The organism is Alteromonas sp. KUL17 (assembly GCF_006538305.1).
Lineage (GTDB): Bacteria > Pseudomonadota > Gammaproteobacteria > Enterobacterales > Alteromonadaceae > Alteromonas > Alteromonas macleodii.
In genome coordinates this window covers 315862-339846 of record NZ_BJKJ01000003.1, presented here as the reverse complement: position 1 = coordinate 339846, position 23985 = coordinate 315862, and the positions used below count along the sequence as shown (strand labels likewise).

The following is a 23985-nucleotide window of genomic DNA, read 5'->3' as shown; positions in this document are numbered from 1 at the left end:
TCAGTTTCCGATAAATTCACGGCAGTAAGTCCGTGAATTTACCGAAAGAGGGAGATGGGATATGCGCTACACGCCTTGTGCGACCATGGCGTCAGCGAGTCTACGAAATGCTGCTACATTGGCGCCTTTCATATAATCAACGTAGCTGCTTCCAGCATCGCCTTCAGATTTACCCTCATCAACACAGCGCTGATGAATGCTTTCCATAATTGAATAGAGCTGTTCATCGAGTGCGCTTGCGTTACGTTGATTGAACATGGCGTTCTGGCTCATTTCTAAGCCTGATAGCGCAACGCCGCCAGCGTTAGATGCTTTGCCTGGTACGTATGCAATTTTGGCGTCTAAAAACAAAGCCTGCGCTTCGTTTGTGCACGGCATATTCGCACCTTCTAGTACCATTTGACAGCCGTTATCTAGCAGTGATTTTGCATCTTCTTCAAGTAGTTCGTTTTGCGTAGCGCAAGGCAGTGCTATGTCGCATTTTAAATGCCAAGGCTTTTTATCAGCTATCCACTTGCCCATGTTTTCATCTGCCATGTCAGCAAGGATATTGTTACGGTTTGCATGGTTGTCGATTGCCCATTTAAGCGCGGTATCAGTTAACCCATTCTCATTATGTAAAAGTCCTCGGCTATTAGACAGCGAAATAACTTTTCCGCCTTTCTCTACCGCTTTAAGTGCAGCATGCAACGCTACGTTTCCGGCTCCAGACACTGCAATGGTTTTGCCTTCAATTGGAGTACCTTGATGTCGACATACCGCTTCTAAAAAGTAAATTAAGCCAAAGCCTGTAGCTTCAGTACGCACATAGCTACCACCAAATTCTAAGCCTTTACCGGTTAACACGCCTTCGAACTTATTGTTTAGTCTGCGATACTCGCCATAAAGGTATCCTATTTCTCTTGCGCCAACGTTTATGTCACCTGCAGGTACATCGGTATTTGCGCCAATATGTCGCTGTAATTCACGCATGAAGGCTTGGCAAAACAACATAATGTCGCGATCAGTACGCCCTTTGGGGTTAAAGTCTGACCCGCCTTTACCTCCGCCCATGGGTAAGCCGGTCAGGGCATTCTTGAAACACTGTTCGAAAGCAAGAAACTTAAGCACCGATAAGTTGACGGTAGGATGAAAGCGCAAGCCACCTTTGTAAGGACCCATGGCTGAATTGTGCTGTACACGCCAACCTTGATTGACTTCAATATCGCCATCACTGTTCATCCACGACACGGTAAAATAAATAATGCGTTCAGGCATGCAAATGCGTCTTATAATATCGAACGCTTTGTAGTCTTTGTTTGCATTGTAAATAGGAACAATATCTTCTAATACTTCGTGTACCGCTTGTAGATATTCCGTTTCGTTAGCAAACTTCTCATTAAGAAAGGTATAGATTTCTTCAAAGTTACTTTTCTGAGTCATGTACTGCTTAATCCTTTTCTTCAAAATTGGTGAGAACGTTAAGGCTTCGAGGGCATGTTTTTATCTCAAGCTTTTCGCCTTCGTAGATCTCGCCGTCGACAGCATACGCCGTGGGCTTATCAAATGTTAACGTTATGCTTGATGCGCGTTCGTGCCGTATTGATTCAGATTGCTTCTTTGCTTCAGCTGGACTTAGCACTAGCTCTGCTAACGATGCGAATTGTTTATCAGAGCTGGGCTGAGGTAATAGCCAGGTCAAATCAAGCTTCCCATCGGTGATGTCAGGCGGCTCTGCGCCCTGAGCAAGTGCTGTGGTCATTGGGGCTGCGTTTGCAATAACAAAGCTCGGCGTTTCTAAGGTTTCAGCTGGCTGGTTGTCTTTTGCTACTTTAAACGTCATGTTTTCGTTATTTGAAATCGCGTTCCATAGCCCTTTAAGGTAGGCAAACTGGCCGCCTACATTCTTTTCTTCGCGATCAGCGGCCGAAATCATTTTTTCCTCGAAGCCAACTGCTGCTACCAAAAGCATAACGTGGTCGTTACAGGTTGCGGTATCTATGGCTAAGGTGTTGCCCTCTATAATGATGTCGCATGCTGTACTAATAGGCATGACTTTACTAATGTAGCCATGCAACACTTGGCTCAGTGCGTTTGCTGTACCAAAGGGGATAATCCCCATGGTAACGTCGGTGTTGACCAATGCCGAGGCGACTTCAGTTAACGTTCCATCGCCTCCGCATGCGACAATAATGTGGGCGCCGTCTTGTTTTGCCTTTTCTGCTAGTGCCTTACCGTCTACTTCAGGTGTGGTTTCTTTCACGGTCACTTTGAATTTTTTATTTAATCGAGAAAGAACGTCATCTCGGTATTGCTCCCATTTACCGCCCCCAGCAACTGGGTTAACGATAAGGGTTAGATTCTTTTGTAGTGAAAGTAGGCCACCATCTCTGATCTGCTGCAGCGATGCTAATTGACGTTTGTTGAGCCTTGCTGTTTGGCGTATCTGGTTAATTTCACGTAATGCTTCATCTACACTCAATGTAGGGTTTTTGGCCAGTAAATAGGCTGCAACTACCAGAACAGAGCGACCTCGTCCAAGCGCACAATGCACAACAACATTTTTCTTTTCAGAAATTTGCTGGTTCAACCAATTTATTGCTAAAACAAGCTGTTCAGGAGTGGGGCTGGTATGGTCGAGTACCGGTACGTTTAAATAGCGGTAATCTTCTTGATATGCCGTCCAATCCAGTCCATCAAATTCAGCGGTTACGTCAAGAATGGCATCAATGTTGTTATCGTTTAAAAGGCTAACGTGTTTTCCCGACATGCGGCACGCAAGGAATAAGTGCGGCTCAATTTTTTGTAGGGGAGGGACTTTATCCGTTCTGCGTGCGTATTCATTGTAAAGCCAAGAGCCCAGTAAAAAAGGTACAAAAATCCAGCGTATGTAGAATGGTATTGAGCCATCCTCACGTTTGCGAAACAGGCTTGGGTAGTTGAGCAAATAGGCGCTGCTTACGGCAATAAGGGAAAATGCAATCCAACCAAATACCACTTTTAATAATATCACTGGCACGGTAAGCGTTAGTGCTAACGCCACTAATGCACTAAGTACGTAATACTTCACCATTTTCACGATTAACACATCCTTTGTAATTGGAAAGAGCAAACAGTCTATGCATCTATACTTACACTGGAGCGTTTTCGTTTACTTTTGTCGCAATAGGGTTGAACTATCACGTACCGGTAAACGTATGCTTTGGTATTGAAAATATGAGCGTTTCAAATGAAGAATAGTGCGGTACTAAAGGTTGCGAACTTTGTATGGTTCCAAGGAATTTGGTGGCTGGTCATCTTGTTCCAGAATAAAGCAGTAATTCCAGTGTTAGGGTTAATCCTTCTATGGATAGTCATTTCGCCCAAGCGAGTGGAAGATATAAAGCTAATGGGCACGGTATTTTTGCTGGGCACGGTGGTTGATGCACTTTTAACCTTAAGCGGGCTGTTCATTTTTAACGAGACTGAAACGCTGGTCAGCTTCTGGCCAATTCCAATTTGGCTAAGTCTTCTATGGGCAGCCTTTGCAGGTACGGTCTATCACAGTTTAACCGCCTTTAATGGTCGAATGGCCGTTGCGGCGGTTGCTGGAGCTATCTTCGCGCCGCTCAGTTATATCGCCGGCGCCAAATTCGGCGCGGTTGAATTGGGCGCAAGCGTTGTGCTTTCTTATATTTTTATCGCTCTAGTGTGGAGTGTAATCTTCCCGCTGTGTTTTTATTTATCCAATCGTTTTGAGGCAAAACAAGCCCAAGCGTAAATGCAAGGAGTGTATTGGCAATGACGAAAAACGTATTAGTTACAGGTGGAAACAGAGGTATAGGTCTAGAAATAGTAAAAGGAATGCTGTCTAAAGGCTATAAAGTGCTAATGGGGTGTCGAGACGAAGAGGCCGGCCTTGAAGCCAAGAAAGATATTGTGGGAGGGGATTTGCATATTATTGAGATGCCTCTTGATAACGAAACAGCCATCGTCGATGCGTTTGTTCGAGCTGAGGCCGTGTATGGCCCTATTGATATCCTCATAAACAATGCAGGTATCTTAGACGACACGCCATGGAAAGATGTAAATTCTGAGACGTTGGCTAAATCGATGCAAATTAATGTGAACGCCCCGCTTACACTTATCCAGCAAACGTTACCGCAAATGATTGAGCGAGGTTTTGGACGTATTATCAATGTAAGCTCTAGTTACGGTAGCTTCGCCGAGGGGCTGAAAGGGCCACTGTGCTATGCGATAACAAAGGCTGCTGTTAATGCGCTTACGGTTAAGATGGCAGCGGTAGTTGATGAAGCTGCTGACGGTAAGTCTCTTGATGTAACCGTTAATAGCATGACCCCAGGTTGGGTGCATACTAGAATGGGGGGTAGTGATGCGCCCAAAACGCCCGAGGAGGGAGCAGATACGGCCATTTGGTTAGCAACCATGGAAGCGGGCGGCCCCCATGGCCAATTCTTAAAAGATAGAGAGCCTATAGAGTGGTAGCCTTAATTAACTAGCCTAATTCATATAGTTTGAAGGCTACCATTTTCACGATGCTTTTTAATCAGCATCTTCTAAAGTGAGAATCGCTCTCGTAGAAAGCGGGCGATTCCATCTTCATCGTGATGCCCAATGACGGAAGTGGCGGCGTCTTTGATATAAGGTTTAGCGTTAGAAGGTGCATAAGCCTCGTCTGCTAGCTTAAACATACTTAAATCATTATCACTGTCGCCAAACACAATAACGTTGCTTGCATTCAACTGTTGGCGCAAAAGCTCTACCGCACTGCCTTTATTCGCAAGATTGTGGTGTACATCCATCCAACGGTACTCGTCTCCTTCGATAGCTGGCCCAGAGTACGCTATCAGTCCTTCGTGCATGTTGAGCTGCTTATACATGTCATAGACTAGCGGTGCATCTCCGATCATACTGATGTTTGTTATATGTGCATTAGCAGGTAGCGACTCAATAGACGCTAGTCGCGCTTTAGTGCGCGAAAAATACTTTTCAATTAAATCGTGTTCCACCTGATGCTTAGGCGACGAATGGTAAATCACGTGCTCGTGACCTGGGCTATCCATATTCACTGTGTTAATGAAAGGCGTAATATTATTATTTACGGCGTGCTCGATAATAAGATTTACTTCACTGGGCGCGAGCAAATTTTCTAGTGTTAGCGCGTTTCCGGCAGGATCCCAAATTGCCACCCCATTATTATAAATGTGAGGGAGTACAAAAGACTGACCTTGTAGCACAAATTGCGCTGAATGCATGGTACGACCCGTCGCTACAGTGAATGCAATGTCTCTCTCACCAAGCAAGCCCAACGTCTCTTTAGTAAACGAGGAGATTTCAGAAGACTTATTTAATAAAGTGCCATCTAAATCAAAAAATATTAAATCCATACAATTGGTGCCTAATCTCTCTTTCAGAATAACGCCGACCAAACGACGAAAGGCAATAAACGTGGAGTTCGTTATATTGCCCTTCGAAAATATTGGAACAGCTAGATTGATAACTCCGCTATGATTACTGTATCACATTCTGCTTTGAAGCAGCGTTCCATATTATGTCGCTAGTCTTGCTACCGAATAGATTCGACCACTTTGTCGGTGTGCTGCTTCAGTAATTGCGAGACTTTAGAAGCAGACTGTGACTTTTTAAGGTTAATTACCAGCGCAACTTTACCATATCTAACCGCGTGTCTTACGGTTTGTATAACCTCATTTCTGTCTGGACGTAAACCGATTAAACCCGCTATGAATAACCCAATGAATATGCCTGGGCTAATTAGTGCTATGTAGGTAAACAAATGATTTTGTTGAGTAAGCGCTGGGCCAAACTGCGTTAACAAAAATGCCGCCACTAAACCTACAATCAGACCGATTGAACCAAGCAACAGGTGGGACGACCACATGCTTTTGCCAATGGATGCGCTGTTACGTTCAAGTTTTTCACTCATTTTAGGGTCGCCAGCTTCGATAATTTCTACTTGAGATACCTCAACAGATGTTTGGTCTTGAACTATCTCAAGTACTTCCTGCACTTTACGTTTTGACGGAAATACAGCCGCGACTTGCAAATCACCGGTTGATACAACATGGGCTCTCAAATTCTCATGTTCATTACTGTTTTCGCTTTTTGACTCTACGTTTTTCGAACTTTGAACATTCATCTTTAAATCCTCGACTTCTTACTTGGACTCTCTAAATCAATCCACTTCACTTGCACTTCAAAAGGTATTGCTGTTCGGCTTCACCTAAGTGCATAAGTAACTCGACAACTATTGTTCATACTTATTCAAGTTGCATTCCGACGAAGAAAAGTAGCGGTTTATACTTTAGTAGAAAAAAGAGAAGGTACGTTTTTATGTTATTGTTTTTAATTGTTATTTTAGGAGTGTTAAATATGATTTAGTAAGCTGGAAGGCGAAATGAAGAAGGATTTCGAAGCGATATGCTGAGTTTTAGCAAGCGTCGCTGCCGGACCAAACAACCGGTACTGTGATAATTTTACACATAGCGTGAAAATTCGTTATGGCCTTTAAAATCACTGTCTTGCCGTGGAAGCGTCGGCTTGCGGCAAGGTTAATTGCGTGTAGTGATCATTTCTGTACGTTCTTCTGTAGATTCTATTTATAAATTGAGATTTGGTACCGTTGTTTGCAATCTGACTAAGAAAGCACAGCGAGCATCTGCGGCCGTAGCAGCACCTTAACAGTCGGTCTTCTTAGCTGGTAAGGAAAGGAGTATCTATAAATGAAACGGATTAAGGGTTATTGCAACGTCTACTCTGATGATAGCCATCTATCAATAAGGCGCATCGCTTGCGGTGATAAACGGTTTTACTATCGCTATGCAAGTGGAAAGAAAGTCACAGGAGAGCGCGTGCTAAAGCGTATCAAAAAGCTTGTCATTCCTCCAAATTGGCGCAACACCTTTATAAGCCGTGACAGTAAAGCCAGCGTTCAAGCCGTCGGCTATGACGAAAAAGGACGTAAACAATATATCTATCACAACAAATGGCACGAGCAGCAGCAAGTAGAAAAATTTGAGCGTTTGGTTGCCTTTGGTAATGCACTTCCTGAGTTCCGTGAGCACTGTCTTTCATTAATTTCACAGCCAACATGGACGCAAGAAAGAGCTTGCGCGCTGGTGTGCCTGTTGCTCGATTACACAGGTGCTAGAGTTGGCAACGCTCAATATAGCAAGGAAAATAACACATATGGGTTAACTACATTGCGGCGCAAGCATGTACAAGCGCAGTGTGACGATAGTGTTGAACTTGCTTACATTGGTAAGCACGGCAAACCAAGAACACTAAAAGTAAACGACCCTGAGCTTGCTTCATTAGTTTGTGACTGTGCGCAACAACAAGGTTACTGTTTATTTCGTTATCAAGATGAGAATAAACAATGGCACGACGTAACGAGCGAAGACGTTAATGCGTTCATCCACAAAGAACTAAGTGAACAGTTCAGTTGTAAAGACTTTCGAACGTGGGCATCAAGTCGATTTGCACTAACAAACCTGCCCAGTGTGTATGAACAGATAGCAAACTCCAGAACCAAGAAATGGGAGAGTACGTTAAGTAAGTGTGTTGCAGCAGAACTTGGCAATACTCCCACCGTTTGCAGGAAATATTATATTCATCCGAAACTATTTACTGTGAAAAATGACGAAAAGGCGTGTGAGAAGCTAATTAATCGGGTTCGTTCGCTACATAGTGAAGATTGTACGCAACTTACCCATTTACTGCCTGTAGAAAAGCTTCTTTTGGATGTTATTTCGTCTGAGTGCGCGTAACAAAGTATTTTTAATGAAAATGTTTTAGCTGATAGTAAAGTTGCTGTTTTTGCGACTTTTCAGCTAAAGTTAAATTGTTTCATAAATGACTTAGTGTTTTTAAGTTAATGAATACTAGGGGTAATTTTGGATTTTATTAGCGTAATATGCTGTGAAACATGGTTGGTGCTAATTTAAACATAAGTGCCTGTTAAACGATGTTGTTTAAAAATTGCACTTGAAATTTTCTGTCAGATCCTTATATTGTTAGAGCTCTAATGATTATTGTTCGATTTAATTATTTGCTTTTGAATTTGAATTAGCAAAGGTTAAATGGCGTTTTCATTTACGAGTTTTCGAAGAGCAATAGAGGAAATAACGAACGTTATGCCAATGGAAAGTTACCTATCACTAGCGGTGTATTTTATAGCGATGTTAGGGATAGGGTTGTTTGCTTACCGACAATCTACCAGTGATATTTCTGGTTATATTTTGGGAGGGCGACAAGTTAGCCCTCAAGTAACCGCACTGTCTGCGGGTGCGTCTGACATGTCTGGTTGGATGCTAATGGGCTTACCAGGTGCAATGTATTTAACCGGTTTCGATGCGGTTTATATTGCTATAGGGTTGGTTGCAGGTGCGTTAGCCAATTATTTACTAGTAGCGCCGAAACTTCGCGTTTACACCGAAGTTGCCAACGACTCGCTGACTGTGCCTGAGTTTTTTGCGAAGCGTTTTAATACGCCTAACTCAAGCTTACGCATTGTTTCAGCGGTGATCATCGTACTGTTTTTCACGCTATACACCTCTGCCGGGTTAGTTGCAGGTGGTAAGTTGTTTGAAAGCGCGTTTTCAGTCGACTATCAGCTAGGCCTATTTATTACGCTGGGTGTTGTGGTGTCTTACACATTACTTGGTGGTTTCTTGGCAGTAAGCCTTACGGACTTTGTACAAGGGTGCATTATGTTCGTGGCGCTGGTACTGGTTCCAATTGTCGCGTTTACCGAGTTCGATAGCGTGTCGCAAATGACAAGCGCCGCTTATCAATCTGTACCCAATTTTTCTGAATCGTTAGAAACGCTAACGATTGTAGGGTTGCTATCGAGTTTAGGTTGGGGCTTAGGTTACTTTGGACAGCCGCACATTATTGTTCGCTTTATGGCAATTCGTTCTGTTAATGCCATTGGCACAGCGCGAAATATTGGTATGTCGTGGATGTTAGTGACCATCATTGGTGCACTGGCAACAGGATTCGTAGGCATTGCTTATGCCAATCAGTTTGGTCTTGCTGTCGACGACCCTGAGACGATATTTATTATTTTCTCACAATTGCTGTTCCACCCACTTATCAGTGGATTTTTAATGGCCGCTATTTTAGCCGCTATTATGAGTACAATTTCGTCGCAACTGCTGGTTAGCGCAAGTTCGTTAACCGAAGACATTTACCGCGTAATGGTAAATAAAAAGTCTTCAACCAAGGCGCTGAGTGAAAAGCAAACGGTAACAATTGGCCGTTATGGTGTAGCAGGTGTAGCTGTGGTTGCATTGTTATTAGCCATGGATGCGTCGAACACAATTTTATCTTTAGTAAGTAATGCTTGGGCAGGTTTTGGTGCAGCATTTGGTCCGTTAGTACTGTTTTGTCTGTATAAAAAGGACCTAACAGCGAAAGCGGCAATGGCGGGCATGATTAGCGGTGCGGTAACCGTACTATTCTGGATTTATGCGCCCGTTTTAGCTGACGGTAAAACGTTAAGCAGCGTTATTTATGAAATTATTCCAGGGTTTGCGGTAAGTACGTTAACGCTTTATGTGGTAAGTCGCTTTAGCGAAAACCCATCGTCAAACGTACAGGCAACATTCGCGCAAGCCAGTGAAGAATTAGCAAATCAACAATCTTAAGGTTAAAAAGTTTATTATGAGTCATCCAAATTGGAAACGCGTAGTCATCAAAGTGGGTAGTGCATTGATATCGCCCAACCAACAAGGTTGTAGCAGTCATTACCTTTTGAGCATTGCGCAATTTATCGTGCGATGCAGAGCCAACGGTACACAAGTTGTACTCGTGTCTTCTGGTTCTGTCGCAGCAGGCGCGCACCTGTTTCCAGAGCAAGAAAAGTCAGATATTGCAGTTAAAAAAGCAATGGCAGCAGCGGGTCAAACCGAAATGATTGCTACGTGGGACAGACTGTTTGATTTTCCGTCTGCTCAGATGCTGTTAACGCATGCTGATTTACGAGACAGAGAGCGTTACGTAAGTATCCGTGAAACGATATTCAGCTTATTGGACAACAATATCCTGCCTATCGTTAACGAAAACGACACCGTTACCACCGACAAATTGAAAGTGGGTGATAACGATAATTTATCGGCCATGGTGGCGTCGGCAGCTGAAGCAGATGCACTTATCATCTGTTCAGACATTGATGGGTTGTACGATAAAAACCCGCATGAACACGACGACGCACAATTGCTTAAATCAGTTAATACCATTGATCAAAGCATTTATGACATGGCTGGCGGTGCGGTAAAGGGCGGTGTAGGCACCGGTGGTATGCGCACTAAAATTGAAGCGGCCGAAAAAGCCGTTTCGCATGGTATAGATACATATATTATTAACGGCTTTACTGAACTGTCGTTTAATATGCTGCTAGCAGGTGAAAACCCAGGCACGCATTTCAAACCTCACGCCAAGCCAATGCAAGAGAATGTGCATTGGATGCGCCATACGTCAAACGCGCAGGGTGAGGTGATAGTAGAAGGGGACTTTGACGCCTCTTTAGCTGGCGACGCAGAGCAACTGACAAGTAGCGAAATTATTGACGTGAAAGGTGAGTTCTCGGTAGGCGACACCATTCTAGTACGTAAAGAAGACGGTACTAAACTGGTAAAAGCCAAGTCGAATTACAGTAGCTGTTTATTGAATTTCATTGCGAATCAGGAAAACGAAGAATTCGCCCATGAGTTTGAGGAAAAGACTGGGCCAATTATTTCTGATCAGCACATAGCAAATCTGGAGAAAGAATGAGCATTATTACAGAGTTAGCACAACAGGCAAAAAAAGCTGCACGTACACTGGCTATTTTAAGTGAAAGCCAGAAAAACGCGGTGTTAACTGATATGGCCGCGGCAATTCGTGCAAACAAAAGCAAAATTATTGAAGTAAACGAAAAGGAAGTCGCGCGCGCCAAAGAGAATAACTTAGACGCAGCGATGGTTGACCGCTTAATCCTAAACGATGAGCGTATTGAATCAATGGCTGAAGGCATCGAAGTTATTGTTGAGCTAGACGATCCGGTAGGTAAAGAGCGCGTTATCGGTACACGTCCAAACGGTATTGAGATTAAGAAAATGCGTATACCGCTTGGTGTTGTGTGCATGATATATGAAGCACGACCTAATGTTACTGCCGACGCAGGCGCGCTGTGCTTTAAATCGGGTAACGCAGTGATATTACGTGGTGGTAAAGAAGCACTAGATACGAGTTTAGCCATTGCTGAGCTTATGCAAGACGTGCTGGAGAAGCACAATTTACCAAAAGCGCTGGTAACGGTAGTTCCGAACCCAGATCGTGCATTAATGCAAGAGCTAATGGAGCAGCGTGATTACATTGACGTAATTATTCCACGTGGTGGTGAAGGTCTAATCAACTACGTGACTGACAACGCTAAAGTGCCGGTAATTCAGCACTTTAAAGGTGTGTGTCACCTTTACGTAGACAAAGATGCTGATCTAGATAAAGCCATGGCGCTACTTCTAAATGGTAAAACACAGCGTACTGGCGTATGTAATGCCTTAGAAGGCTTAGTTGTACACCAAGCCGTTGCGGGTGATTTTCTGCCTAAAGTGGCCGATGCATTCAAAGAAAAGGGCGTTAAGGTTCACGTAAACGACAAAGGCAGCCAGTACTTTGATGGTGCTGACGTTATTTCTGAAGACGCGTACGGTGAAGAGTATCTTGGCCTTGAAATCGCTATCCGTGTAGTTGGCGATTTCGAAGCAGCGGTTGACCACATTGCGCAATTTGGTAGTAACCACACTGAAGTAATTTGTACGGAAGATGCTGAAAAAGGCAAGTTATTCCAACGCGCAGTTGATGCAAGTGTAGTAATGGTTAATGCCTCTTCACGTTTTTCTGATGGTAGCCAGCTAGGCTTAGGTGCAGAAATTGGTATTGCAACCACTAAACTACATGCTTATGGCCCAATGGGCTTGGAGTCATTGACTTCAGAGAAATATTTAGTGAATGGCGAAGGCCAAATTCGCGACTAATAAAAAGGTGTTTTAACTGGTCGGCATTGTGCCACGAGTTTACATGCTTCATAATTAAAAGCGCTGACATTCGTCGGCGCTTTTTTTCGCCTATTCAAATATTTACCCTCGGAGTACAGACGGAGCTTACATGGAGATTGTGATAGACCCCGCGCAGTTATGGCATCAATTTATAAGTTTTGCCAATGATTATAAACTGCTGACATCTCTAGTACTTTTAATTGTACTGCACTTTATCAAAAAGGGTGTGTTGCGCCTTATCAGGCGCATTAGTTCTCATCGTGGCGAAGACCGCCGAAACCAAATCAATATCCTAGAACAGTTGGGCAATGCTTTTATCATCATTGTGTTAATGATGGTGTGGAGCTCTGAAATCCAAACACTGGCAATCTCCATTGCTGCCTTTATGGTGGCCATTGTGTTGGCAACCCGCGAGTTTATTCAGTGCTTTATGGGGTTCATTTACTACCTGGGCGCTCGGCCGTTCAGGGTAGGCGACTGGATCCAAATGAACAACATCATTGGTGAAGTAGTAGAGATGGACTGGGCGAAAACGGCACTTTTAGAAGTAGACCCTGAAAGCTTTAACTACACGGGTAAACACGTGTACGTGCCTAATAGTCAGCTTGTAACTCAAACTGTGCGTAACCTTAACTTCATGCGTCGCTACCGTTTGCATTCATTTGAAATAGTGAACGAGCCTTCTGTTAACGCCTATAGTTTGCTTCCAGCGTTTCATGCCAGGGCACAGGCACATTGTGAATATTTTCGCGATGTAGCAGAGCGCTACAAAGGCTTAATTGAACGTCACTTAGAGCAAGAGTTTATTCGCATCGACCCAGAGGTTGAGATTAAAACCAATGAACTTGCCAAAGTGGTGGTAAAGGTAAGCTTGTTTTGCCCTACAGCCGAAGCTCACGAGTTAGAGCACAAAATGTGCTCAGATTGGTTAAGTCTGTGGTTCAAAGCGCAAAAAGAAGAGCAGCGCCAGCTTCATGCACAGCAGAGCGATTCCTCTTCAGTGCAAAACCAAGCTAAAGCAATGCCCGAAGCACAGATAACTACTAGCGGAGCGCTATAGCGTTTATTCTAAGCACGTCCATTCTCTGTGGCTGGTGAAGTGGCCTTGTAAAAAGGCCATTTGGTCAGCCAAAATTCGCCTGTTCATTAAATAAAAGCGCTCGTACACATTTGGCCTAAACGGAACCGCGAGTAGGGGCATGTTGGCTTCTTCTGGCGTTTTAGCACCTTTCGCGTGATTGCATCGCTGGCAAGCCGTGGCAACGTTCGTCCAACTGTCTTTTCCGCCGCGAGAGCGGGGGATAATGTGGTCTCGGGTAAGCTGCTTTGGCGTAAACTTATTGCCGCAGTACATACACAGGTAGCTATCGCGCCTAAACAAATAGCGATTAGTAAGGGCAACTTTGCCAGATAAATCTGTTACCTTACCGTCGCACGCGATAATACTAGACAGGGTAAGCTGACTTTGCAGCCCTTCGTGATTCCAGCCTCCCTTAAGCGTAATAGCATCGCTACCTAGCTCAAATAGCACCTTATCTTGACTGTAAAGCTTTGCGGCTTGTTCAACATCTATCCACTCTTGTGGCATGCCTGCTTTATTAAGTCGAAGTACCAACATGGTTATCTCCTTTAGCACACTAATATTAGACGTTCTTGTTGTGGTTAATCACTTCTGCGCATTGGTTGCACGAGATGTTTATTTATGTTCTTGCTTTGTTCGCTTTTTGTTCTAGCATACGCTGTTTTGTGTCAGTATGATGAAAATATAGTCAATAATTGAAATTTCACAGATATTTCATATAGTCATGGTGCTATAGGTGGTAGCGGTTAATGACCAAATAACACGACAAATTCCGCGCGGGGCTGCATTTGACCATGGTATTAACGCTACTTCATGGCTATACTATGCGCCGCGTTTAAAAGCGATAAAATAAAGATTGAAATTAAAGGACAAATAGTGACTCCTATTACTAAATCATTTCAGTATGGACAGCATACTGTAACTCTAGAGACGGGTGTAATTGCTCGTCAGGCAACAGCTGCGGTTCTTGCAAGCATGGACGACACGTCTGTACTGGTAACAGTAGTTGGTAAAAAAGAAGCCAAAGCAGATCAAGACTTCTTCCCACTTACTGTTAACTACCAAGAAAAAGCGTACGCTGCGGGTAAAATCCCAGGTGGTTTCTTCAAGCGTGAAGGTCGTCCATCTGAAGGTGAAACACTGATTGCACGTCTTATCGACCGTCCAATCCGCCCATTATTCCCAGAAGGTTTCAAAAACGAAGTACAAGTTGTTGTTACTGTAATGTCTGCCAACCCAGATATCCCTACAGACATCATCTCCATGATTGGTACTTCAGCAGCCCTTGCTATCTCTGGTATTCCTTTCAACGGCCCAATTGGTGCGGCTCGTGTTGGTTATAGCAACGGTGAATACATTCTAAATACACGCGCAGAAGAGCAAGCTGAAAGCGAGCTTGACCTTGTTGTTGCGGGTACTGAAGGCGCAGTACTTATGGTTGAATCAGAAGCAAGCGTGCTTTCTGAAGACACTATGCTAGGTGCGGTTATGTTCGGTCACGAACAAATGCAAACTGTGGTTAACGCAGTTAACGAATTTGCAGCTGAAGTTGGCACTGAGAAGTGGGACTGGACACCAGAAGCAGAAAACACTGCGCTTAAAGACAAAGTTAAAGCACTAGCTGAAGCAGAAATGACAGCGGCTTACCAGATTTCTGACAAGTTAGAGCGTAAAGACGCGGTAACTGCAGCAACTGAAAAAGCGCTTGCAGCCATTATTGCTGAAGACGAAACGCAAGATCAGAAGGAAGTACTAGACCTTCTTCACGAACTTGAGTCTGACGTTGTACGTTCACGCATTCTATCTGGCGCGCCACGTATCGATGGTCGTGACCCTGCGATGATTCGTGCACTAGACGTTGCTACAGGTATTCTTCCTCGTACTCACGGTTCTGCACTATTTACTCGTGGTGAAACGCAGGCACTTGTAGCTGCTACGCTTGGTACAGAGCGTGACGCACAGATGATTGACGAGCTTCAAGGTAAGCGCGACAGCCGTTTCATGCTTCACTACAACTTCCCTCCATACTGTGTTGGTGAAACAGGTATGATTGGTTCGCCTAAGCGTCGTGAAATTGGTCACGGTCGTCTAGCGAAGCGTGGTATTCAAGCAGTAATGCCAAGTGAAGAAGAATTCCCGTACGTAGTACGTGTGGTTTCTGAAATCACAGAATCAAACGGTTCATCTTCAATGGCGTCGGTTTGTGGTACTTCACTAGCGCTTATGGATGCAGGTGTTCCAATTAAAGCGTCTGTTGCGGGTATCGCAATGGGCCTAGTTAAGAGTGACGACAACTTTGTTGTACTTTCAGACATCCTTGGTGACGAAGATCACCTTGGCGACATGGACTTTAAAGTAGCGGGTACTACCGAAGGTATTACTGCACTTCAAATGGACATTAAGATTGAAGGTATTACTAAAGAAATCATGCAAATTGCGCTTAAACAAGCAAAAGAAGCACGTTTGCACATTCTTAACGTAATGGACGAAGCTATTGGCGGTCACCGTGAAGAGCTAAGTGAATTTGCTCCACGTATTTACACCATGAAGATTGACCAAGACAAGATTCGTGACGTTATCGGTAAAGGCGGCGCAATGATCCGTCAAATTACAGAAGAGTCTGACACTAACATCGAGATTGAAGACGACGGTACTATCAAAATCTTTGCGACAGAGCGTGCGAAAGCAGACATCGCTATTAGCAAGATTGAGCAAGTAACGGCTGAAATTGAAGTTGGTAAGACTTACAACGGTAAGATTACACGTATTGTAGACTTCGGTGCGTTTGTAGAAGTACTTCCAGGTAAAGAAGGTCTTGTTCACATTTCACAAATCGCTCACGAGCGTGTGAACAAAGTAACTGACTACCTAGAAGAAGGCCAAATGGTTGACGTTAAGGTTATGGAAATCGATCGCCAAAACCGTGTACGTCTAAGCATTAAAGAGCTTCTAGAAAAGCCTGCGCCTAAGTCTGACGACGCAGAGTAATGGCAATTAGGTTTTAAACCTAGTTAGCTGTATATAAGTAAAAAGGGAGCTTGGCTCCCTTTTTTCGTTTTGGGTTTTAAAAGCACTAACGGGTTGTGTTTCACCTATTAACCCTCACATCCAACCTATAACGTAAAGCGCTTTTTTAGAGGTATTAGATAATGGATAAGCAAACGCAAACCGAAGTAGAAGCAGCGGTATTCCGCCGCTTAGTAGAACACCTAGACGCAAATAAAGACGTTCAGAACATTGACCTGATGATTTTGGCCGATTTCTGCCGCAACTGCTTAGCAAAATGGTATTCGGCAGCTGCAAGCGAGCAGGGTGCTGATATCGACTACGAAGCCGCGCGCGAAGTGGTATACAAAATGCCGTATTCAGAGTGGAAAGAGAAGCACCAGCTACCAGCAACTGACGAGCAGTTGGAGAAGTTAGCTGCTAGGCAGGGGAAGTAAGCATTGTTTTTGATAGAAGAGCCAGCGAAAGCTGGCTTTTTTGTGCTTGGCTTGCGGGAAATACATCAAAAGCACCTGCATGTCGATTTGGTGGCTTTAATAAATGTGCGAAAAACGACAGTATGGTTTTTTCTTTATTTCTCTGTTGGTTGTGGTTAAAGTAGTTTTAAATACAAGGAGAAATTGTCCCAAAGTGGTGTGGAAAAGCATGTCGGTTCGGGGATGAGTAAGCTGTTAGGCGCAAAAAGGATTGATGCTTTGAATAAGTCAACCATAGTTCCTGAAAAAATCAACAAACCCATCCAGTTACTTGGTGCATGGCTAGCTGGCCTATTCTCCGTTGACTCCTGCTTTCTGTTTGCTGCATCGCGTATGGAATCAGGCTCAACGGAATCAGTAGCATTAGTTATCGCGGCAATAGCAAATGTTCCACTTTTTCTTATTGCTGTATTCCTTCTACAAACGCGATTTCGCCCTGAACTGCAGGAGGATTCGTACTACTCCACTTATTTATCCCAAAAAACTAACGAACCAATCTCGATAAAGAAAGAAGATGGGAAGCTCGCAGAACTTTCACAGAAAATCGCAACTCTGGAAGTACTCGTCTCCTCTCAAAAGCAGCCTACTTCTAGCCAAGAATTGCTGGCAGGCATTCTATTCGGCGTAAATGAGTTCTTGCCGTACCGAGAGGAAATTAAAGCGCTACTTAGGCAAAAAGGAGTTCTCGGAGTATCGTCTTTTGGCAACAAAGATTTGCCCAGGCCAAAATTTGCCGTAGCAATATCAGAGTATCTGCCCAAACAAGTGCAAAATCATGTTATAGAAATCGCAAAGGAATTAGGCGCTACCCACTACAGCTTTTTCGATAACCATAAAGAAGAAACTGAAGAGGAAGTCCTGTTCGGTGGTTACAACGCAGATCAATTTGAAATCGCCTAACAAGGCCGTAAACGCGGACGCATTTTTCGTTCGCTGCGCTAACTACAAATGCGCCGGTTACGGCTGGCGTTATCCATAAAATGAGGAAGCTATGCAAACGATCAGGTCAAATCTGACTAGGTTAAAAAACCTAGCCGAAAAAAATCTTCCAGAAGGGAATGATATATTTGGTTACGCCGGTATTAGTAAGCTCCTCATTATTGATTTTATTGAGTCCTCTCATAAGTTCAGTTATGAGTTAGCCGATTTAGAACCAAATTTTGAAATAACCATTTTAAAGAGAAAGCTCGCTAAGCTTATAGATCTTTGTAAAGATTATTTAAACGAAGATGTGAAGGGTTTTTTGAAAGAAAAAAATTTGACGACTTTATCGATAACCTAACTGAAATTAGAGATCAAGTAAGAATTACCTATATCGTAGTGGTAGACAAATCCTTACGAAAAGAAACTGATGCTGCAGAAATAAAAGAAAATTATGAAATACTAAAAAATCATATGAAGAGTTCCAAGATAGATTTAGGACTGTTGATCAATCCTTACAAAGTGTAACCGATAATCAAGAAAAAATTGAAGAGGCTAAAAACGAACTGTTAGTGCTGCTGGAAACCTCTAGAGGGAACTCGAGTGATATATCTTCGTATAGGGTAGAATGTGAGTCAAATAGCGAGTCAATTGAAAAGTACGAAGATGAAGCAAGGTCAAAAAAGGAGTTCTTGATTGAGTCGTCCGAAAAGTTGACTAATTTAATAACAAAATCTCAAGAATTGAAGTCTGAATCAGACTCCATGTTGGATACGATCAACTCTCTTTCAGAAGAACTCAGCGAGCAGATTAAGTTGAATTCAGAAAAGCAAAAGGAAATACAAGACACGTTAGGAAATGCCAATAGAGTTGGAATGGCAGGATCCTTTAAAATTAGAAAGGAAGAGTTAAATAAACCTATAATGATGTGGGGGGGAATATTCGCCCTCGCGATCTTGTCAATATTTAGTGTGGCTGTTTACTTTATCGCCCCGGTATTAAAATCAGGCGGGGAGATTGTTTACTGGAGTATTTTTACTAAGTTGTTATTAGCCACCCCATTTGTTTGGCTGGCTTGGATGAGTGCTAAACAATACGGTTATCTTTCTCGTATCAGTGAAGATTACGCGTATAAATACGCATCTGCTATGGCCTTTGAGGGATATAAGAAGCACGCGGTAGAAGCGGATGATGGGTTGCTTCATGAACTTCTATCGATTTCTATAGCAAACCTCTCTCAAAATCCAATTAGACTTTTTCAGTCAAAAGATAATTACGCGAGCCCTGCTAACGAATTAGTAAAAGAAGTGTTTGCAAGAGTATCTAAAAATAATAGCGACAAAAATGGATAACAAGGGTGTCATAGGGACATTTTGTTTTGGTGTGGTTGTGCCACGTTACACCAAAACGACACTGCACACAAAATATTCCATACAGTAGCGTTAAAAAGCAAGCTAAATAATTTACCAAGGAGTAGTAATGTTTAATCAGGAAAACCCTGCAGGAAGGTTGTACACAATATTATCTAAATTTAAAGGTGCAGATGGTAATTCTTTTTTAAAGCATGTTTGGGCTGATGCATTAGGAGTCGATAGAGAGAATGAAATTGAGACACTAAAACAAGTTTTTGAAATCTATAACTTAACTGGTGAAATAGAGAGATTAATAAAAATTAGACCAGGTATTAATCATGAATTGTTACTTGCATCGCATTCCACGGTTGAAAAGATAACATCTCCTGCAAATTTTCATTTACGTTGGCATCAAGTAAGCCAAAACTTAGAAACCGATGTTTTAACGCGCTTACAGTTTTGTGCTCAAGAATTGAGTCAATTTTATGAAGAAGAGCAAGTATCAGACGAAGAGATTGCAGAGATAACTGATATTGTTAATTTTCTGTTTGATGAATTAAAGAACTCACAAATTGATGATGCTATAAAGCTAGTATTACTCGAGGAAATTGAACGAATTAGATCTGCCTTATCGCATTATAGAATTAGAGGTGCAAAGGGTGTTAAAGAAGCATTACAGGCAACATTAGGTGCAGTAATTGTAAATAAGCCTCAATTAGAAGCCGTAGCTAAGACTAACACTGACGTTATTGCTAAACTCGGTAAACTTATAGATAAACTTGATGCGTTTTCTTCAAAAGCCTTAAAAGTACATAAAGCACTTACAAAACCAGTTAGTTATTTACTTTCATTTACTAAAGATGAAGGTGATGATAAAGCTGCTTAGCAAGTTGCTTAAAGGGACAATAAAACAGCTGGCTTTTGCTCGTTACTCGCTAATTTTAATCAGCAATTTTATTGTCGCTTAGCAAAGCGTTATGTGCTTTGGTAGTGAAAAATTGATTAGAGACATGGAAGAAATACTAAATAAGACAGGCATGTTTGTGGATATACGGAATCACCATGAAAAGCAAACTCTCACTTGCACAATATGTTAAGAAGCGAAATGGGGTTCCATTAGGGGCAAGTGGCTCCATGACAAACATGCTTTCGCGCTCTTTTGGCGCCACTTCTTTTCCGGTGTTTTGGCGCTATTGGAACCCGATCTGGGGCTACTACTTATCACGCAACGTCATGCGTCCACTTGCGAATTTTCTTCCCATTTCGTTAGCTACTTTTCTTACATTTCTTGTTAGCGGAGCGCTTCACGATTTAGCGGTCTCAATCGTCAAGCTGAAAAATATTTTTTTCTTCACCCCTTGGTTTGGATTAATGGGTTTGATTGTTGTAATTTCTAAAGCGGCAAGGATCTCATATGGCCATGTAAGTTGGCCAGTTCGTGCGTTAATTAATGCGTCGTTTATTTTAGTATCGTTAGGTTTAATGTACTTCGTGGAAAAGTTGTATACATAACAAGACAGAGATAGGCGTATAGTCTTGCATATATGAAGTGAAATGGTGGATTAGAGACCTAGAGTTATAGTCTCGAAATTAAAAGCTCACTTTCACGTGCCTCACATTAGAAAAATAAATATCAATAAAAATTAGGAGAGAAAATGCACCCAAATAGACATGCTATCGCTTTTGGAAGTCTAGTATTTTTGGTGGTATCGATTGTTTTAATTATTGCGGCATTATTTTGGGGTTGGCCAAAATACAAAGTCTATAAGAAAGAAATGGATGGTATTGCTGCACTGAAAGAAGCAGAGTGGAGCAAGCAAATACTTATTGAAGAAGCCAAGGCTAGAGAGCAAGCAGCGTTAATGCAGGCGAAAGCCAGAGTCACACTAGCGCAAGCAGAAGGTGAAGCTAAAATTGTGCAAGCTAAAGCCGAGGGACTCGCTGATATTGAGCGTGCAAAAGCCGCTGCTGAAGCTAATAGGATCATTGGCGAATCGCTTAAAGGGAATGAAGAGTACCTTCGCTACGTCTGGATTAAAGGTCTTCAAGATGGAAATGGTGAACGCATCTATATTCCAACTGAAGCTGGCCTTCCAATACTAGAAGCGGGTAAGGCAGGGAAGTAATGCCCCTCTACTGGGTTATTACAGGTAAAGAGCTATGGCAAAAATTCTAATATTTGGAAACTCTGGTTCTGGAAAACCTACGCTGGCACAGCACTTATGCAAAACACAAGGTTTAGCTCATTTAGATCTGGATACATTAGCGTGGAAACCTACTAGCCCTCCTGAAAGAAAGCCTATTGATGAGTCTGAAGAAGAGATAAAGACGTTTATTTCTTCCAACGACAAATGGGTAATTGAAGGCTGTTATACAGACTTACTAAAAATTGTAGAACAGCAGTCTACTGAAATTGTATTTATGAACTTACCCATTGAATCCTGCATTTCAAACATACTAAACAAGACAGGCATGTTTATGTCTTCCCTCTAATACACATGAAGCGGAATGAAATATAACAAAAAATTAAGCCACTCATTTCGTTCGCTGAGTCGCATACACGAGGGGCGGCTTCGCTATTATGCCCCACTTGTATGCGCCCCTTATTTAAAAGTTAACTCTCTAAGAACCAAGATCAAATAATGAGTGATAAAAAGAAAATACTACTTTTGAGGTTGATGGTGATACCGTCGTTAGTTTTTTTTCTATGTCTTTTTTCTGCAGCCTTTACACCTAAAGATACGCCCTCGGTAGATGCAAGTGTCATGAAAAAATGGGTGGAAGATAATAGAAAAACCGATAGTTATATGGTTCATTTGAGCGGGGGAAGTGTCAAAAAGAAGAAGCAGGCAATTCCTCAAGGGTTGTATAGAAAAATTGAAATTGGTGATCAAGTCAAGTTGATTCAATCAAGCCCTCAAGGAAGCTGGATCTACATAAACACGTTTCGAAATGGCGTGGAGGTGATCCCCACAACAAATATTAACAGCGTACCTATGATCATGTTTGGTGCGCTACTGGTTTTAATATCTTTTCTTGCTTACCTGCCTAGTCGTTGGCTGCTAAGGCACGGTAGTATTTCAGTCACTATATTTATGTTCGGTTGTTTTAGTACATATTTTTCAGTCGATTTTATAGTGGCACTAGTCACATAAAGCTAACGAAACAGTCAAGTTGACCATCCTAGATATTTTGTTTTTTGCTGTAGGAACACTAAACAAGACGGGAATGTTTATATAATGTCGTCAGACCACGGTAAATCCGATGGTGGTGGTACCGGAGATATCGGAAGCGACGAGTACTTGCACTATAAAATTCTGTAATATGTACTAGCTCATCGCTTTACTTTTCTAGCCACATTACGCCGTCATATACGCATGGCGGTGTCTGAACTCGAAGGCTATATTCCATTAATAGCAAAGTCTATTGCATCTATTAAAAATTCGCGGGATTGCTCTAAAGAACCGATGTAGTCCTTGAGCGCATCTTCGGGTATGGAATTAAGTTGTTGAGTCAGGAATAGGTATGTCTCGCCTTCGAATTCTATCTCCGGCGTTAGGTTTTTCATATAAAGACTATTTCTAGTCTTGTTCTTCGTCAGCGGTACAACTAGCCTTGTTGCTAATTGGTCAATTACAGAGTTTTGAGCATCTACAAGAAAAGGGTAAGCTTTATTTGTTTTTGAGCTTGGGTTTCTGTAAACATCAAACTGTGCCATTAGAAGTTTCTGTACTCATCACCTATACAGCCGTTCTCAGCAACAAACTCGTTGTAGGCAGCTATGGCAGCTTTGTTTTCTTTTTTCCACCTTTCTTCTTCAACACTTTTCAGCTTGTCTTTAAGTGCCTGTTCTAAGGTTGCAGACAGGTTAATTTTTAAGTCTCTAGCTTTTTGTAATAAGTCGCTGTTCAAGCTTAAATTTGTCGCTTTTTTTTGGGGCATGAATGTCATATAAATCCTGCATGCTATCACTCCAAACTGTTCTACATATTAACTATACGCATAGAGATGCGCATTGCAAAAAATAGGTTCTTAACAAGCCCAGAATTGTTATGTAGAGATGTATACATATAGTGCCTGTCTTACTCTCTATTAAACTGCAAAGTTAACCAAGTAATCGCATTGCACTTTGTCGGCCCTGAACCCGTTGCTGATGTTGATTCTGCGCGTATTGCTCTAGGTGAGACACTTTGCCGGCGGCGTGCTTAAAGCAGGTTTCAAACTGCGTGGTTAAAGTTATCCAATGTTCTTGTTCAATATTGAGGCGCTCTAAAATAGAGGGTAGGTTATGCTCAACCTTGCCACGCTTGTTTGGGGGAATATATCGGCTGGTTATGTCTACAAGCTGTAAGTAGTCTGGAAGAGTAAAAGGTAAACCGTGTGGCATCTCTAGTCTTGGGTTGCCTGCAAAAGGCATAAGTCGTTTTGGTGTTTTGCCTACCTTAGCGGCGTTAATTCGGTATTTAATACTGGTATGGTCTGATGTTTCAGGTGTTTTGGCCATCTTTGCTCGTACTGGGTTTAAATCAACATATGCCATACAAGCGGCAAGGGCTGACTCATCCAATAGTGCTTGAGATTTAAACCGTCCTTCCCAAAAATGCCCTGTGCAGTCGTCTTCTTTATTAGCCGCCCTAGCAATGTATTCATTCAGTGCACGCATAAACCAGCTGATATCAAATAGCCTTTTACGCCATACTTCAGCCGTTAACTCTACCGCTTTAATTTGAATTTCATGTAAATCTTTACGTGAATCTGGTGACATGTAGCGCTGCGAGAGTAATGTGCCATTGTACAGTTTATGCCAACGTTGAATCACGTCTTCTGTACTCAGTGCGTCTGCTTTCTCTTTGTTTACGTGTAATACCAGGTGCGAATGATTACTCATTACCGCATAAGCACATACATCAATGGCGAACACCTCACTCAAAACATGAATACGGTCTTCTACCCATTGGCGACGATGTTCGAAGCTTTTACCGTTTTCCTCGCCACACAAGAAAGCACGACGAACAAAGCGGGAAATACAGTGATAATAGGGCGTATCCGATAAACTAATTTGTGACTTTCGGGCTTTAGGCATTGTGACTGTCCAACTTTGATTAAATCGA

25 protein-coding genes are annotated in these 23985 nt (G+C 42.6%); 17 read left to right on the top strand and 8 right to left on the bottom strand.

The features are described 5' to 3' along the window. Positions 1–66: 66 nt before the first annotated feature. Together gdhA and KUL49_RS04755 are read right to left on the bottom strand one after the other, a co-directional pair. Positions 67–1422, bottom strand: a complete 1356-nt coding sequence (gdhA, locus tag KUL49_RS04760) for an NADP-specific glutamate dehydrogenase (RefSeq protein WP_131136472.1) — start codon at positions 1420–1422, stop codon at positions 67–69. Positions 1423–1429: 7 nt separating this feature from the next. Continuing rightward, a complete protein-coding gene (locus KUL49_RS04755) occupies positions 1430–3058 on the bottom strand; it encodes a diacylglycerol kinase family protein (RefSeq protein WP_131136471.1) in 1629 nt (542 codons plus the stop codon). Between the two features lie 150 nt (positions 3059–3208). On the opposite strand from KUL49_RS04755, the gene KUL49_RS04750 reads away from it, so the two are divergent. Together KUL49_RS04750 and KUL49_RS04745 are read left to right on the top strand one after the other, a co-directional pair. Continuing rightward, positions 3209–3739, top strand: a complete 531-nt coding sequence (locus tag KUL49_RS04750; RefSeq protein ID WP_131136470.1) for a DUF2878 domain-containing protein — start codon at positions 3209–3211, stop codon at positions 3737–3739. Positions 3740–3759: 20 nt separating this feature from the next. After that, on the top strand, positions 3760–4464 hold the full coding sequence (locus KUL49_RS04745; protein WP_131136469.1) for an SDR family NAD(P)-dependent oxidoreductase: 705 nt from the start codon (positions 3760–3762) through the stop codon (positions 4462–4464). Positions 4465–4535: 71 nt separating this feature from the next. On the opposite strand, the gene KUL49_RS04740 is transcribed toward KUL49_RS04745, so the two are convergent. Both KUL49_RS04740 and KUL49_RS04735 read right to left on the bottom strand, forming a co-directional pair. Continuing rightward, positions 4536–5366 (bottom strand): HAD family hydrolase, encoded by an 831-nt coding sequence (locus KUL49_RS04740; RefSeq protein WP_131136468.1) that lies wholly within the window; start codon positions 5364–5366, stop codon positions 4536–4538. A gap of 179 nt (positions 5367–5545) precedes the next feature. Continuing rightward, positions 5546–6136 carry a hypothetical protein gene (locus KUL49_RS04735; RefSeq protein WP_131136467.1) on the bottom strand — a complete coding sequence of 197 codons (591 nt, stop codon included), beginning with the start codon at positions 6134–6136 and terminating at the stop codon, positions 5546–5548. Between the two features lie 583 nt (positions 6137–6719). Between KUL49_RS04735 and KUL49_RS04730 the strand changes: the two genes are divergently transcribed. The 5 genes from KUL49_RS04730 to KUL49_RS04710 all read left to right on the top strand — a co-directional run bounded on the left by KUL49_RS04730 (position 6720) and on the right by KUL49_RS04710 (position 13098). Next, a complete protein-coding gene (locus KUL49_RS04730; RefSeq protein WP_131136466.1) occupies positions 6720–7766 on the top strand; it encodes a DNA topoisomerase IB in 1047 nt (348 codons plus the stop codon). Positions 7767–8132: 366 nt separating this feature from the next. Next, the gene (gene putP, locus KUL49_RS04725) at positions 8133–9647 is read left to right on the top strand and encodes a sodium/proline symporter PutP (RefSeq protein ID WP_061486965.1); all 1515 of its coding nucleotides are present in this window, start codon (positions 8133–8135) and stop codon (positions 9645–9647) included. A 16-nt stretch (positions 9648–9663) separates the two neighbouring features. Continuing rightward, entirely contained in the window at positions 9664–10773 is a 1110-nt protein-coding gene (gene proB, locus KUL49_RS04720) for a glutamate 5-kinase (RefSeq protein WP_014949381.1), read from the top strand. Beyond that, entirely contained in the window at positions 10770–12017 is a 1248-nt protein-coding gene (locus KUL49_RS04715; RefSeq protein ID WP_131136465.1) for a glutamate-5-semialdehyde dehydrogenase, read from the top strand. Before proB ends, KUL49_RS04715 begins: the two co-directional genes overlap by 4 nt. Before the next feature lie 130 nt (positions 12018–12147). Beyond that, complete coding sequence (locus KUL49_RS04710) at positions 12148–13098, top strand: mechanosensitive ion channel family protein (RefSeq protein ID WP_069944269.1); 951 nt, start codon at positions 12148–12150, stop codon at positions 13096–13098. Positions 13099–13101: 3 nt separating this feature from the next. On the opposite strand, the gene KUL49_RS04705 is transcribed toward KUL49_RS04710, so the two are convergent. Beyond that, a complete protein-coding gene (locus KUL49_RS04705; protein ID WP_014949384.1) occupies positions 13102–13656 on the bottom strand; it encodes an HNH endonuclease in 555 nt (184 codons plus the stop codon). A 339-nt stretch (positions 13657–13995) separates the two neighbouring features. Between KUL49_RS04705 and pnp the strand changes: the two genes are divergently transcribed. The 10 genes from pnp to KUL49_RS04655 all read left to right on the top strand — a co-directional run bounded on the left by pnp (position 13996) and on the right by KUL49_RS04655 (position 22029). Continuing rightward, a complete protein-coding gene (gene pnp / locus KUL49_RS04700) occupies positions 13996–16107 on the top strand; it encodes a polyribonucleotide nucleotidyltransferase (RefSeq protein WP_131136464.1) in 2112 nt (703 codons plus the stop codon). Positions 16108–16268: 161 nt separating this feature from the next. After that, positions 16269–16562 carry a DUF1244 domain-containing protein gene (locus tag KUL49_RS04695; protein ID WP_012518312.1) on the top strand — a complete coding sequence of 98 codons (294 nt, stop codon included), beginning with the start codon at positions 16269–16271 and terminating at the stop codon, positions 16560–16562. A gap of 183 nt (positions 16563–16745) precedes the next feature. Beyond that, positions 16746–17501, top strand: coding sequence for a hypothetical protein (locus tag KUL49_RS04690; protein WP_131136463.1), 756 nt, complete (start codon positions 16746–16748; stop codon positions 17499–17501). Positions 17502–17592: 91 nt separating this feature from the next. Continuing rightward, a complete protein-coding gene (locus KUL49_RS04685; protein WP_131136462.1) occupies positions 17593–17883 on the top strand; it encodes a hypothetical protein in 291 nt (96 codons plus the stop codon). Between the two features lie 331 nt (positions 17884–18214). Next, entirely contained in the window at positions 18215–18874 is a 660-nt protein-coding gene (locus KUL49_RS04680; RefSeq protein ID WP_131136461.1) for a hypothetical protein, read from the top strand. A 127-nt stretch (positions 18875–19001) separates the two neighbouring features. Continuing rightward, complete coding sequence (locus tag KUL49_RS04675; protein ID WP_131136460.1) at positions 19002–19760, top strand: hypothetical protein; 759 nt, start codon at positions 19002–19004, stop codon at positions 19758–19760. A 176-nt stretch (positions 19761–19936) separates the two neighbouring features. Beyond that, on the top strand, positions 19937–20386 hold the full coding sequence (locus KUL49_RS04670; RefSeq protein WP_131136459.1) for an MBOAT family O-acyltransferase: 450 nt from the start codon (positions 19937–19939) through the stop codon (positions 20384–20386). Positions 20387–20529: 143 nt separating this feature from the next. Next, a complete protein-coding gene (locus KUL49_RS04665) occupies positions 20530–21000 on the top strand; it encodes a hypothetical protein (protein ID WP_014998279.1) in 471 nt (156 codons plus the stop codon). Positions 21001–21034: 34 nt separating this feature from the next. After that, on the top strand, positions 21035–21367 hold the full coding sequence (locus KUL49_RS04660; protein ID WP_242633718.1) for a hypothetical protein: 333 nt from the start codon (positions 21035–21037) through the stop codon (positions 21365–21367). A 149-nt stretch (positions 21368–21516) separates the two neighbouring features. Continuing rightward, the gene (locus KUL49_RS04655) at positions 21517–22029 is read left to right on the top strand and encodes a hypothetical protein (protein WP_131136458.1); all 513 of its coding nucleotides are present in this window, start codon (positions 21517–21519) and stop codon (positions 22027–22029) included. Between the two features lie 245 nt (positions 22030–22274). On the opposite strand, the gene KUL49_RS04650 is transcribed toward KUL49_RS04655, so the two are convergent. The 3 genes from KUL49_RS04650 to KUL49_RS04640 all read right to left on the bottom strand — a co-directional run bounded on the left by KUL49_RS04650 (position 22275) and on the right by KUL49_RS04640 (position 23957). Next, positions 22275–22592, bottom strand: a complete 318-nt coding sequence (locus KUL49_RS04650) for a CcdB family protein (protein ID WP_131136457.1) — start codon at positions 22590–22592, stop codon at positions 22275–22277. Beyond that, complete coding sequence (locus KUL49_RS04645) at positions 22592–22816, bottom strand: type II toxin-antitoxin system CcdA family antitoxin (protein ID WP_207308450.1); 225 nt, start codon at positions 22814–22816, stop codon at positions 22592–22594. The genes KUL49_RS04650 and KUL49_RS04645 overlap by 1 nt, the downstream gene beginning before the upstream one ends. Before the next feature lie 163 nt (positions 22817–22979). Next, entirely contained in the window at positions 22980–23957 is a 978-nt protein-coding gene (locus KUL49_RS04640; protein ID WP_131136455.1) for a transposase, read from the bottom strand. Positions 23958–23985 lie beyond the last annotated feature (28 nt).